At 66.2% G+C, this 13202-nt stretch carries 8 protein-coding genes; 6 read left to right on the forward strand and 2 right to left on the reverse strand.

All coding sequences use genetic code 11. From position 1 onward, the window contains the following. Positions 1-6: 6 nt before the first annotated feature. Together ACR65J_RS01710 and ACR65J_RS01715 are read right to left on the reverse strand one after the other, a co-directional pair. The gene (locus ACR65J_RS01710; RefSeq protein ID WP_440165503.1) at positions 7-264 is read right to left on the reverse strand and encodes an acyl-CoA carboxylase subunit epsilon; all 258 of its coding nucleotides are present in this window, start codon (positions 262-264) and stop codon (positions 7-9) included. Then, entirely contained in the window at positions 261-1844 is a 1584-nt protein-coding gene (locus tag ACR65J_RS01715) for an acyl-CoA carboxylase subunit beta (RefSeq protein ID WP_440165505.1), read from the reverse strand. Before ACR65J_RS01715 ends, ACR65J_RS01710 begins: the two co-directional genes overlap by 4 nt. A 215-nt stretch (positions 1845-2059) precedes the next feature. Between ACR65J_RS01715 and ACR65J_RS01720 the strand changes: the two genes are divergently transcribed. From ACR65J_RS01720 to ACR65J_RS01745, 6 genes are all read left to right on the forward strand, one after another. Continuing rightward, positions 2060-2947: an SDR family oxidoreductase gene (locus ACR65J_RS01720; protein WP_440165507.1), complete on the forward strand. Its 888-nt coding sequence runs from the start codon at positions 2060-2062 to the stop codon at positions 2945-2947. Positions 2948-3033: 86 nt separating this feature from the next. Beyond that, a complete protein-coding gene (locus tag ACR65J_RS01725) occupies positions 3034-3942 on the forward strand; it encodes a biotin--[acetyl-CoA-carboxylase] ligase (RefSeq protein ID WP_440165509.1) in 909 nt (302 codons plus the stop codon). Next, positions 3935-4534 (forward strand): PH domain-containing protein, encoded by a 600-nt coding sequence (locus ACR65J_RS01730; RefSeq protein WP_440165510.1) that lies wholly within the window; start codon positions 3935-3937, stop codon positions 4532-4534. Before ACR65J_RS01725 ends, ACR65J_RS01730 begins: the two co-directional genes overlap by 8 nt. After that, positions 4524-5726 carry an adenylate/guanylate cyclase domain-containing protein gene (locus tag ACR65J_RS01735; protein WP_440165512.1) on the forward strand — a complete coding sequence of 401 codons (1203 nt, stop codon included), beginning with the start codon at positions 4524-4526 and terminating at the stop codon, positions 5724-5726. Before ACR65J_RS01730 ends, ACR65J_RS01735 begins: the two co-directional genes overlap by 11 nt. A gap of 316 nt (positions 5727-6042) precedes the next feature. Further along, a complete protein-coding gene (locus tag ACR65J_RS01740; protein ID WP_440165514.1) occupies positions 6043-12165 on the forward strand; it encodes an Ig-like domain-containing protein in 6123 nt (2040 codons plus the stop codon). A 54-nt stretch (positions 12166-12219) separates the two neighbouring features. Next, on the forward strand, positions 12220-13191 hold the full coding sequence (locus tag ACR65J_RS01745; RefSeq protein WP_440165516.1) for an AAA family ATPase: 972 nt from the start codon (positions 12220-12222) through the stop codon (positions 13189-13191). Positions 13192-13202: the final 11 nt, after the last annotated feature.

Raw genomic sequence — 13202 nt, forward strand, 5'->3', positions numbered from 1 at the left:
GCGGCGTCAGCCGTGGCTGCGTTTCCACGCTCCCGGGCCGGGCGTGGGGGCGAGCCGCAGTTGCTGCCTGCGGACCCAGTGCCGCACGCTGGCGGTCCTGGCGGGTGCCGGGCTTTCCCCGCTGAGGGAAAGCACGACGGCGGTCAGTGCGGCCAGCTCCTCGGCGCTCGGCTGTCCTTTGACAACAGAGAGCAGGGGAGCAGCGGATGCTTGCGCGCTGTCCGGGGTTTCGTCGGGCTCAGGCGCCCCTGGGGTGGAGGTCACAGCGGGATGTTCCCATGCTTCTTGGCGGGGAGGCTGGCGCGCTTGTCACGCAGCGCGCGCAGGCCCTTGATGATCTGGATGCGGGTGTCCGAGGGGGCGATGACGGCGTCCACGTAGCCCAGTTCGGCGGCCTGGTAGGGGTTGAGGAGTTCTTCCTCGTACTGCTGGATCACCTGGGCGCGGCGGGCCTCGACGTTGCCGCCGTCCTCGGCGACGGCTGCGAGGTCGCGGCGGTAGAGGATGTTGACAGCACCCTGGGCACCCATCACGCCGATCTGCGCCGTGGGCCAGGCCAGGTTCAGGTCGGCGCCGAGCTTCTTGGAGCCCATGACGATGTAGGCGCCGCCGTAGGCCTTGCGGGTGATGACGGTGAGTTTGGGGACGGTGGCCTCGGCGTAGGCGTACAGAAGCTTGGCGCCGCGGCGGATGATGCCCTGGAACTCCTGGTCCTTGCCGGGAAGGAAGCCGGGAACATCCACCAGGGTGATGATGGGGATGTTGAAGGCGTCGCAGTGGCGCACGAAGCGGGCTGCCTTTTCTGATGCGGCGATATCCAGGGTGCCGGCGAACTGGAGGGGCTGGTTGGCCACGATGCCGACAGTGTGGCCCTCCACCCGGCCGTAGCCGATCATCACGTTGGGGGCGTACAGGGCCTGCATTTCCAGGAAGTGCCCGTCGTCCACGATTTGCTCCACCACGGCGCGCATGTCGTAGGGCTGGTTGGCTGAGTCCGGAACCAGCGCGTCCAGGGCGAGGTCGTCGTCGTCGATCTCCAGCTCCTGCTGGTGTCCCAGGACGGGTGCCTCGGACAGGTTGTTGGACGGCAGGAAATCCAGCAGTTCGCGCACGAACTCGATGGCATCGGTTTCGTCCGAGGCCAGGTAGGTGGACGTCCCGGTGGTGGCGTTGTGCTGCCGCGCGCCGCCGAGGGTTTCCATGTCCACGTCCTCGCCGGTGACGGTCTTGATGACGTCCGGGCCGGTGATGAACATGTGCGAGGTCTTGTCCACCATCACCACGTAGTCGGTGAGCGCGGGGGAGTAGGCGGCGCCGCCTGCGGACGGGCCCATGATGAGCGAGATCTGCGGCACCACGCCGCTGGCGTGGACGTTGTTGCGGAAGATGTCAGCGAACATGGCCAGGGAGGCCACGCCTTCCTGGATGCGGGCGCCGCCGCCGTCCAGGATGCCGACGACGGGGCAGCCGTTGCGGAGCGCGAACTCCTGGACCTTGACGATCTTTTCGCCGTTGACCTGGCTCAGCGATCCGCCGTAGACGGTGAAGTCCTGGCTGTAGACCGCCACCAAGCGGCCGTCCACGGTGCCGTAGCCGGAGACCAGGCCGTCGCCCAGCGGCTTCTTCTTTTCCATGCCGAACGCGGTGGAGCGGTGGACGGCCAGGGCGTCGAACTCAACAAATGAGTCCTCGTCCAGCAGCAGGGCGATGCGCTCGCGGGCCGTGTTCTTGCCGCGGGCATGCTGCTTTTCGATGGCTTCGGGGCCGGATGGCTGTTCGGCGCGCGCCTGGCGGTCGCGGAAATCGGCAATCTTTCCCGCTGTCGTTGTCAGATCGTGGCTCATCAAGTGTCTCCGGCTCTGTAGCAGGTCAGTTCTGTCGGCTGGCGGCCCGTGTTGTCCGGAGCGTTAAGTAGCATCCACACAAAAGACCAACCCTGCTGGCAAGTCTAGTGACGGTTTGGGCGCCAACAGCTGTAGGGAACCTACAATTTTCTGCGTTTCCTGCACCCCCTTCGCAATGTTACTCGCGAGTAACTTAGTTGGGTTACAGTGTTCCCATGACTTCAAGCAACGATGCTTTGCATGCCTCCGAAAGCCCCTACCGGGCAGCAGGTTCCTTGGCGGGCCGGACCATCCTGCTGTCCGGCGGAAGCCGCGGGATCGGCCTGGCCATCGCGCTGAGGGCGGCCCGGGACGGCGCCAACATCGTGCTCCTTGCCAAGACGGGGGAGCCGCACCCCAAGCTGGCGGGCACCGTGTTCACCGCGGCGGAGGAACTCGTGAAGGCAGGCGGCCAGGCGCTGCCCCTGGTGGGCGACGTGCGCCGGGATGAAGACGTGGCCGGTGCCGTGGCCGCAGCCGTGGAACGGTTCGGCGGCATCGACGTCGTCATCAACAACGCCTCCGCCATCGACCTCTCCACCACGGATGCCGTGGACATGAAGAAGTACGACCTCATGCAGGACATCAACGTTCGAGGCACCTTCCTGCTTTCCAAGTTGGCGCTGCCGGCGCTCCGCTCTTCTGGACAGGGGCAGATCCTGACGCTTTCGCCGCCGCTGAACCTCGACCCCTCCTGGGCGGGAAAGCACCTTGCCTACACCATGGCCAAGTACGGGATGAGCCTGACCACCCTGGGCCTGGCAGAGGAACTGGAGGCGGACGGGATCAGGGTCAACTCGCTGTGGCCGTGCACGCTGATCGACACGGCGGCCATCCGCAACATGCCCCACGGCGAAACCATGGTGCTGGCCGCCCGCGGCCCGCAGATCATGGCCGACGCCGCCCACGCCGTCCTGACCGGAAGCAACCTCGGGGCGGGCGCGCCGCCGTCGGGCAACTTCTACACGGATGAGCAAGTCCTCGCCGCCGCGGGCGTGACGGACTTCCGCCCCTACAGCCTGGGGGCGCCCGAAGACCGGCTGGTCCCGGACATCTTCCTCTAGCGGGCCTTCTCGCCGCCCCCCGGACGGTCGGTTCCAGGACTGCAGTTGGCTGGGTGGGACCCCGCCCGGCTCGGTAGGATCTAGCTATGGATGACGCACACGCACCGGGTATCCCCCTGAACCGATCGGACCTGGCCGACCAGCGTTTCCTCTCAGCCACGGGGATACCCCGGATCGATGTCGTGGACTCCACCGGCTCCACCAACGCCGACCTCCTGCGGGGCGTCACCGTGGAACCTGCGGCCTGGCCGGATCTCTCCGTCCTGACCGCGGAGTACCAGACCGCTGCAAGGGGACGGCTGGACAGGCACTGGGAGGCGCCGCCGCTGAGCTCGGTGTCTGTCTCCGTGGTACTGCGTCCGGTCAACGCGGACGGCAGGCCCCTTCCTACCCAGAGCTACTCCTGGCTGTCCCTCATCGCAGCCCTGGCCCTGCGCCAAACCCTCCTGGACACGGCGGGCCTCCCGGCCGAACTCAAATGGCCCAACGACGTCCTGGTGCGCGGCAGGAAGATCGCCGGCATCCTCGCCCAGCTCGGGCCCATGGTGGATGGCAACGTTCCCCCGGTCATCCTGGGCACCGGGCTGAACGTCACCCTGCGCGAAGATGAACTTCCAGTTCCCACCGCCACCTCCGTGGCCATCGAAGGTGCCACCACCACGGACCGCACCGCCCTGCTGAAAAGCTACCTGTCCCACTTCGCCGTCCTGTACCGCAGTTTCTGCAATGCCGACGGCGACCCCACGGCAGGGATGGCCGGCGGACCATCGCTGCACAAAAGGGTTGAGGCCGTGATGGTCACCTTGGGAAAGCAGGTGCGCGCCCAGTTGCCCGGCGACCACGAAATCATTGGCCATGCGTCCCGGCTGGATGACTACGGCTCCCTGCTGGTGGTGGACCGCGACTCGCGCGAGCACGTGGTGACTGCCGGTGACGTGGTGCACCTGCGGCCCTGGACATCGCCGGACGCACCAAACCAGGGTGGTTATGCGTAGAACCCTCGTTCCAGGGGAGCAGGTGATCGTCACTACCCGTCCGCAGCCGCGGAAGCTCGCCGGGGCCGCCGTGGCCTTTGTCCTGGCGCCGGCGTTTGCCGCCTTCGCCAGTGCCTGGATCCTCCGGGGCGGCGCGGCCCGCGTGGCGCCTGCCCTTGGCCGCCAATGGACGCCCTGGCTCGTGACCGCGTGCGTCCTCGCGGCCGCAGCTGTCTGGCTGGGCTACTGCCTGCCCCGCCTGCTGCGCTGGCAGGGCACCCGCTACACCCTGACCAGCCAGCGGATGGTGGCCCGGTATGGTCTGTTGAACCGGCGGGACCAGCAGGTCAACCTGGTGTCAGTGCGTAACCTCACGGTCCACGAATCGCTGCTGCAGCGACTGGTGCGCTCAGGGAATATATCCTTGGAAACCGGGCACCAAGGCATGGTGACCTTTCGCGACGTGCCCGAGGTTGCCAGGTTCCGCGACTTTATCCTCGACGCCATCGGGGAACTGCCGGACGAGAGCGGGGCCCAGCCGGGTGGCGCGACGCATTACCCCGCCGGTGCTTTTCCGGAGGACATGAGAGAAGGTGGACGGGATGACCGATGAGGCCCAGCAGGAACGCGTCGAGCGCATCCCAACCGGAACCACCGCCTTCGAGCCTTCTTCCGGCGACTACGACGCCGCCCAGCCGGAAGCCGAAACCGGCCCTCCCGCGGAGAAGCCCGCCGTCGAGCGGCATCCGCCAACAGGCGCCATGTCCGCGGAACGCCTTGCCATGAAGGCGCTTGAAGCCCGCCTGCTGGGTGGGGAACGCAAGCTCCGCCGTCGTGAAGTTGCCGCCGGTGCCGGCCTCTCACTGCTTTCAGCCCGCAAACTATGGCGCGCCCTGGGTTTCCCCAACTTCGGCGACGAGGATGTCGCCTTCACCGAACGCGACCAGGCGGCCCTGTCCACCGTGGTGGACCTGGTCCGTGCCGGGAAGCTCACGGAAGAAGCAGCCATCTCGGTCACGCGTTCCATCGGGCAAATGACCGACCGCATGGTGGTCTGGCAGATCGAAGCGCTGGTGGAGGACATGGTCCACGAGCAGGGCGTTACGGATGCCGTGGCCCGCAAGCGCCTGGTCAACGAACTTCCCGCGCTGGTGGATGCGCTCGAAGAAGTGCTGGTCTACTCCTGGCGCCGCCAGCTCAACGCCGGTGTCCAGCGGCTCGCGGTCCGCGCCGAAGCCGGGCTGCAGGCCAGTGAGGAGGGCCGCGAAGGCGACGAGGATGACGCGCCCCTGCCCCTTGCCCGCGCAGTGGGTTTCGCGGACCTGGTCTCCTACACCAGCCTGTCCCGCCGGATGAACGAAAAGACGCTCGCCCGGCTGGTCCAGCGCTTTGAAAACAAGTGCGCCGAGATCATCTCCGTGGGCGGCGGCAGGCTGGTCAAGACGGTCGGCGATGAAGTCCTTTACATCGCCGAAACTCCGGCCGCCGGGGCCGAGATCTCCCTGGCGCTCGCCGAAGCCTTCACCGAAGACGAGATCCTTCCCGAAGCCCGGGTGGCCATGGTGTGGGGGAGGATCCTCTCCCGACTCGGCGACATCTACGGGCCCACGGTCAACCTCGCGGCACGCCTGACCACCCTCGCGGACCCGGGCACGGTGCTGGTGGACTCCATGACCGCCTCCGCCCTGGAACACGACGAGCGGTTCGTCCTGATCCCCCAGGAACCGGAAAACGTGCGCGGCTTTGGCGAGATCAACCCCGTCCGCCTCACCCGCGGCCGGGGCAAGGGCCTGGTCCTGGACTGACGGGCACTTTTGCTTCCCTGCAGCGGGTGAGCAAAAGAGTTTGTCCATTCGGTGGTTAATCGCGCTATAGTCGGTTCGTTCACTGATGCCGAAGCCCTGGGCGGGGAGGCCTCCCCATCGCGGCCATTGAGGGGCATGGGTAAAGTGGCCGGCAGGGAAACGGCGGCATTGTTCCCTCAGGGCCCGTCCATTGCGGCCCTCCGCCAGGTCTCGGTCACCCCTGCATCACGGGTGCCATCAAAGTAAAAGGGTGGGGCAGTTTTGCTCCGCCTGCGATGCTGCCACGCGGCAGCGCTATAACAGGGGAAACATCGCTGTGACATCACTGCTGGGGAAGCTTGGGCTGAAAAGGCGACATAGGAAACTGGTCTCCGGCACTCCGTTTGGTGCTGTGGTGGCGGTTCTGGTGACAGGTGCAGTGTTGTATCCGGGGTTCAAGACCACTGAGGTGGAGTTGAACGATGGCGGCGTGTGGGTGGTGTCCAAGACCAAGAACGCCGTGGGCCGGCTCAACTACCCTTCCCGCGTGCTCGATGGCGCTGTGACGCCGGCGTCGACGACCTTTGATGTGTTGCAGCATGCCGGTGAGGTGTTTGTTGATGATGAGACTGGTTCGACGTTGAACCAGGTGTCGCCGGCGAATATGCGCTTGGGTGGGGATAAGCAGTTGCCGGGGGCGGCTGATGTCAGTTTTGGGGCGCGGACGATTTCGGTGACGGATGCTGCGTCGGGGAAGGTGTGGGCGGTGTCGCCGTCCACCGTGAACAGCTTTGATAAGGAAGCCTCGGAACCTGTCATGGTCGGCTCTGAGGGCACCGTCTCGACGGTTGGTTCTGATGACCGGATCTATTCCGCCGATCCCAAGACCGGAACGGTGACAGTGACGGGGGTGGATGCCAACGGTGAGGTGACGTCGTCGGAGTCCACTGCCTGGGATGGCCTTAAGGGCGCCGGGAATTTGCAGATGACGGTGGTGGGGGACCAGCCGGTGGTGCTGGACGCTGCTGCCGGGAACCTGTTTTTGCCCGGTGGTAAGCGGCTGGCGCTGGAGAACGCGCGGGATGCGAAGCTGCAGCAGGCCGGGCCGGGCAGTGATGTTGTGGCAGTGGCCACCAGGAAGGCGTTGGTGAAGCAGCCGCTGGACGGGGGTACGGCGAAGACGGTGTCGTTCGACGGCGAGGGCGTCCCGGCTGCACCGGTGCAGTTGGGTGGGTGCGTGCATGCGGCGTGGTCGGGTGCGAACAAGTACGTCCGCGATTGCACCAATGATGGTGACGATAAGAAGGTGGACGTGCCCAAGGCGAGTGCGTCGCCGTCGTATGTTTTCCGTGTGAACCGGGAGCTGGTGGTCCTCAATGATGTGAACTCGGGCAATGTGTGGTTGGTGAACCAGAACATGCAGCTGGTGAACAACTGGGACGACGTGATCCCACCCAAGAACCAGTCCGACGACCAGGACCAGGAATCGGCAGACAACAACACCATCAACATCCTGCCGGACCGCACTAAACCGAACCGTCCGCCGGAAACCAAGCCCGACGCCGTCGGAGTCCGGCCGGGCCGTACCACCGTCCTCAGCGTCCTGGACAACGACAGCGACCCCGACGGCGACGTGCTCACCGCAGCGGTGGGGGACGCCGGACCCAAAGCGGGCACGCTGGAAAGCATCTACGGCGGCACCGCCTTCCAGATCACCGTCCCCGCAGACGCCAAGCCGGGCACGGAAACCTTCAACTACAGTGCCTCGGACGGCCGCGGCCTGTCCGCCACCGGCCAGGTCATGCTCAGCGTGGTGGGACCCGACGAAAACAAACCGCCCAAGTTCAAGCGCGGAGAAGACACCACCATGCTGGTGGAACAGGGCAAGACCGTCAGCCAGAACATCCTCACCGACTGGATCGACCCCGACGGCGACGACATGGTCCTGCTGGACGCCAAGGCCGACAACGACCAGGACCAGGTCAAAGTCCGGCGCGACGGGCTGCTCACCTTCCAGGATTCCGGCGCCACCGCCGGCAAGAAAAACGTCCAGGTCACCATCTGGGACGGCCGCGCCACCGTCACGGGCAAGGTGGTGGTCAACGTCCAGCCGCCCGGGGCACTGGCACCCGTGGTCAACGCCGACCACGTCACCGCCGTAGTGGGCCAGGACCTGGTCATCTCCCCGTTGAAGAACGACGTCGACCCCAACGGTGGTGCCCTCCGCCTGGCCCAGGTGGAAGCCAGCGGCCCTGCCGAACTTGGCCCCGTCACCGACGGCGGCACGTTCACTTTCCGCAGCAGCACCCCCGGCCCGGTCTACCTGACCTACATCGCCAGCAACGGCCCGCAAAGCAGCCAGGGCCTCATCCGGGTGGACGTGGAATCAGGCAACGACGGGGGCGACCCCGTGGCCGTCCATGACGTAGCCCTGATGCCCGCCGGCGGAAGCGTGCTGCTGGACCCCCTGGCCAACGACTCCGACCCCTCCGGCGGTGTCCTGGTGCTGCAGTCCGTGAAACTCCCGGACAATGCGACAGTATCCGTCAGCGTGATCAACCACAGCGTCCTGCGGATCACGGACATCCTGGGGACCAAGGACCCCATCCTGTTCGAATACACCATGTCAAACGGGAAGAAGTCGGCCACGGGCAGTGTTTCCGTGGTGCCCGTCCCCGCACCCGCCGTGGTGGAAGCCCCGCAGCCCAAGCCGGACGAAGTGAATGTCCGCGCCAATGATGTGGTCACCATCCCCGTCCTGGACAACGACACCCACCCGCAGGGGCAGGAACTGACCGTGGACCCCGTCCTGCCGCAGTCGGTTGACCCGGCCGACGGCAAGAGCTTCGTCTCCGAAAACACGCTCCGTTTCATCGCGGGCAGCCAGCCCAAGACAGTGCGCGCCATCTACAACGCGATGGATCCGCAGGGCCAGAAGAGCGCCGCCGCCGTGACCATCCACATCCTTCCGCTCGAAGGCGCGGAGAACTCCCGGCCGCAGCCGCGGAACCTCACTGCCCGCGTGGTGGCTGCGGGCACCGTCCGGATCCCGGTTTCCCTGGACGGCATCGATCCCGATGGCGACTCCGTGCAGCTGACCGGCATCGACAGCACCCCTGCCATGGGAACTGCCACCGTGGGCAGCAACTTCATCGACTTCACGGCTGCAGGGGACGGTGCCGGTACCGATACGTTCCGCTACAAGGTGGTGGACCGCCAGGGCGCCGTGAATACGGGAACCGTGACCGTCGGCATCGCGCCCCGCGGTGACATGAACCAAAAGCCCACCCCGGTGGACGACGAGGTCCGGGTGCGCCCGGGCCGGCAGATCGCCGTCGACGCCACCGCCAACGACACCGATCCCGACGGCGACCGCATCCGCATCCTGACCGACGGCATCGAGGCCGACCCGGCCCTGCAGGCCACCGTCAGCAAGAACAGCGGACGCATCATCCTCCTGGCCCCCAACGAGGCCGGAACCGTCAATGTGCGCTACACCATCGCCGACGACCGGGACGCTGCCGCCCAGGCCACCATCCGCCTGGTGGTCGATAACGACGTGCCGCTGAAGGCACCGATTGCCCGTGATGACCGGGTGACGTCCGCCCAGGCCATGGGGAAGACCGCCGTCGACGTTCCTGTCCTCAAAAATGACGAGGACCCCGACGGTGTGGGCGAGAACCTGAAGATCAGCACGGAAGCCACCACGGCGCGGCCCGGCGGCAGCGGCAATGTCCTGGTGGACCTCACCGAGCAGCCCCAGCTCATTCCGTACACCGTGGAAGACGTGGACGGCCAGCAGTCCACGGCCATCATCTGGGTGCCCGGCCTGGGCCAGCAGGTGCCCACCCTGGCCAAGGACGAGGTCATTGAGGTGGTGGCCGGGCAGTCCGTCGACGTTGATCTGAAGGAATGGGTCAAGGTACGGGACGGACGGTCGCCCAGGCTGACCCAGGCGGACCGGATCAAGCTTATTGGGGCCGACGGCGGCGATCCGGTGACGCGCGACGGCGCCGGCCTGAAATACGCTGCAGGTGCGGACTATGTGGGTCCCGGCTCGCTGACCTTCGAGGTGACCGATGGCACCGGACCGGATGATCCTGCCGGCCTGAAGTCCACCCTCAGTATCCGCACCAAGGTCCTGCCGGACCCGAACAAGAACAACCCGCCGGAACTGCTTGGCGCCAACGTGGATGTTCCCAAGGGTGATTCCGCGGGCACGGACCTGGGCAAGCTCACCTCCGATCCTGACCAGGACGACGTCGAGAAGATGAAGTACGAACTGGTGGGCGGTTCTCCCGGCGGGTTCAATGCACGCATCGAAGGCAAGACGCTGAAGGTTTCAGCGGCCGATTCGACGGCAACCGGAACCCGCGCGGCCGTGCAGGTCACGGCAACCGATCCCCGCGGGCTCGAGGCGACGGCCACCTACCAGCTCGCGGTGACCGCCTCCAACCGGCCCAAGCCGGTGGCCAACGACGACGTGCAGGACAATGCCGCCGCCGGCAAGCCGGTGACCATCAATGTGCTGGCCAACGACGGGAACCCCTTCCCGGAAACACCGCTGAAGATCATCGCCGCCAATACCGAAACGGGCAGCGGCAACGTGGGCGTCAATGGTGACTCGGTGACCGTCACGCCGGCGCCCGGCTTCACCGGAACCATGGTGGTGGCCTACACCGTGGAGGACAAGACGGCGGATGCGTCCCGGCACGCCACCGCGCGTGTCCGGCTCACCGTCAAGGACAAGCCGGCAGCACCCACCACACCCCAGGCACAGAGCGTGGGCGACCAGACGGCGCTGCTCACCTGGTCCGCGCCGGCCGACCGGGGTTCGCCCATCACCAGGTACACGGTGTTCGGCGAGGGCGGGTTCCGGCAGGAATGCCCGGCCAACACGTGCACCCTGAACGGCCTGACCAACAACACCACCTACCACTTCCAGGTGACGGCCACCAACGAATTCGGCGATTCCGACCGGTCCCCGGCGTCCGCCGATGTCCGGCCGGACGTCAAGCCGGATACTCCGCTGGCGCCCTCGCTGAAGTTCGGCGATAAGCAGTTGGCGGTCAACTGGGCCGCGCCGGCGAGCAAGGGTTCCCCGGTGAAGTCCTACGACCTGGAAATCTCACCGGCACCTGCAGGCCAGAATGCCCAGATCCAGGGGCTGACGTCCGTCAGCTACGTGTGGAAGGGCCTCCAGAATGGTGTGTCCTACAAGGTCCGGGTCCTGGCCCGCAACGACGCCAAGGACCCGTCCGAGTGGAGTCCGTACTCGGCAGCTGAAGTCCCGGCCGGTGTACCCGCAACTCCGGCGGCGCCGAGCGTGGCACAGGCAACTCCCGTTGGATCGCAGAGCCAGCTGAGGGTCGTGTGGTCGGCCCCGAACAACAACGGTGATCCAGTTTCGGCCTACACCCTGACCACCCTTCGTGGCGGTGCCGCCATCGCAACCCAGCAGGTTGCCGCCACTTCGCAGAACGTAACAGTGGACAACTCCGAGTCCAGCTACACCTTCACCGTGTCGGCAACAAACAAGGCCGGCACCAGCGCCACCAGCGCGCCGTCAGCAGCCACGCGCGCAGTGGGTAAGCCCGGAACAGTGGGAGCGCCCACGGCCACCCTTGTGGATACCAATGCCAACGGCGGCAAGATCGATGTTCGGTTCACGCAATTGACCGATGCCCAGCGCAACGGCTCATCACAGACTGAGATCGCCTACCGTTACAGCCTGACGTCGGGAGGTGGCTCAGGCAGCATCCCCGCCGGTGGCGGTGTGGTCGCGGCTCCCAACGGCACGCAAACTTCGGTGGTGGTGTGGGCCGTGTCGTCCCGCAGCACCACAGCCGGCGACGCAAGCGCACCCTCCAACGCAGTCAACCCTTATGGCCTTGCTTTTGCCCCGACGGTAAACGGCAGCAACAGCAGCGGCGTCGGCGACAAGACGGTGTCCTGGACCTGGAACCAGCCAAGCGGCAACGGCCGGGCCGTGACCGGGTACCAGTACAGCCTGGACAACGGCCCTTGGCAGGACACCCAACAACGGAGCTTCTCGAAGAGTGTTGGCTACAGCGAGACCCACAAGCTTGAGGTACGTGCCATCAGTGCGGGACAGCCAGGCCGGATTGGCAGCGACACATCCCGCAGCGGCTCGGAACCACCGCCTCCGGTACCCACGTCCTGGAGCATTACCGCGACCCCGGTTCGGAGCTGTACGGAGCCCGGCTATGGTACGGACAGTTTCCGTGCCGGCAACCCGTCCGACTGCGTGGGCGGTGGCAAGTGGATGCCGGCCAACCAGCCCGCCAATTCGGACTTCTATGTGGTCTGGTACAAGACGAGCGAGAACCCGTCGGGCATTTGGTATCACCTCACGAGTGGTGCCGCCTCCGGGAACTACGTCCGCAGCGACACGACCAACCACCCCGGGAACCCGCCTGCCGGGATGCCCAAGCACTGAACCGCCCGGGCACTGTCCGGACATGTCTCTACCATCTTCGAAAAAGGACCCTTCATGACCATGACCATTGAGCAGGCCGAGTGGTTTGCCGACACATTCGAAAAGCTGGTTGCCAACGTAGGGCAGGCGGTGCTGGGCAAGGAACACGTCATCAGGCTGACCTTCACCGCCATGCTGGCCGAGGGCCACGTCCTGTTCGAGGACGCCCCGGGCACGGGCAAGACCTCCCTTGCCCGGGCATTGGCCGCCACCGTGCAGGGCTCCAACAACCGCATCCAGTTCACGCCGGACCTGCTGCCGTCCGACGTCACCGGCGTGACCATCTACGACCAGAAGACCCAGAAGTTCGAGTTCCACAAGGGGCCGATCTTCAACAACATCGTCCTGGCCGACGAAATCAACCGGGCCTCGCCCAAGACCCAGTCAGCGCTGCTGGAGGTCATGGAGGAATCCCGCGTCACCGTGGACGGCGTCACGTATTCCGCAGGCCGGCCGTTCATGGTGATGGCCACCCAGAACCCGATCGAGCAGGCCGGTACCTACCGCCTTCCCGAGGCCCAGCTGGACCGCTTCCTGATCAAGACCTCCATCGGCTACCCGGACCATGCCTCCACCGTCAGGCTCCTGGGCGGCAGCAACCTGAAGGACCGCTCCCAGGAACTGTCCGCCGTCATCACCACGCAAGCAGTGGCGGACATGGCAGACCTCGCCGCAACGGCACACGTGGACACCGCGGTGCTGGAGTACATTTCCAGGCTGTGCGAGGAAACCCGCAGCGCCCCGGAAACCCGGCTGGGGGTTTCCGTCCGTGGTGCCCTGGCCATGGTGCGGGCCGCGAAGGTCTGGGCTGCCTCGCAGGGCCGGAACTTTGTCCTGCCGGACGACATCAAGGAACTGGCGCCGGTGGTGTGGACCCACCGGTTCGTGATGGACCCCGAGGCAGAGTTCTCCGGCGCCACCGCCGAGGCCGTGCTCACCCGGATCCTGGCCGACGTCGCCGCCCCGCAGCAGCGCACCAACGCCTGAGCCGCCTGGCG

It is taken from the genome of Arthrobacter sp. SAFR-044, from assembly GCF_059414985.1.

Excerpts from the sequence above, each read along its gene's own strand:
- ACR65J_RS01715 (WP_440165505.1), bottom strand. The coding sequence starts at position 1,844 with ATGAGCCACGATCTGACAACGACAGCGGGAAAGATTGCCGATTTCCGC.
- ACR65J_RS01720 (WP_440165507.1), top strand. The coding sequence starts at position 2,060 with ATGACTTCAAGCAACGATGCTTTGCATGCCTCCGAAAGCCCCTACCGG.
- ACR65J_RS01725 (WP_440165509.1), top strand. The coding sequence starts at position 3,034 with ATGGATGACGCACACGCACCGGGTATCCCCCTGAACCGATCGGACCTG.
- ACR65J_RS01730 (WP_440165510.1), top strand. The coding sequence starts at position 3,935 with ATGCGTAGAACCCTCGTTCCAGGGGAGCAGGTGATCGTCACTACCCGT.
- ACR65J_RS01735 (WP_440165512.1), top strand. The coding sequence starts at position 4,524 with ATGACCGATGAGGCCCAGCAGGAACGCGTCGAGCGCATCCCAACCGGA.
- ACR65J_RS01745 (WP_440165516.1), top strand. The coding sequence starts at position 12,220 with ATGACCATGACCATTGAGCAGGCCGAGTGGTTTGCCGACACATTCGAA.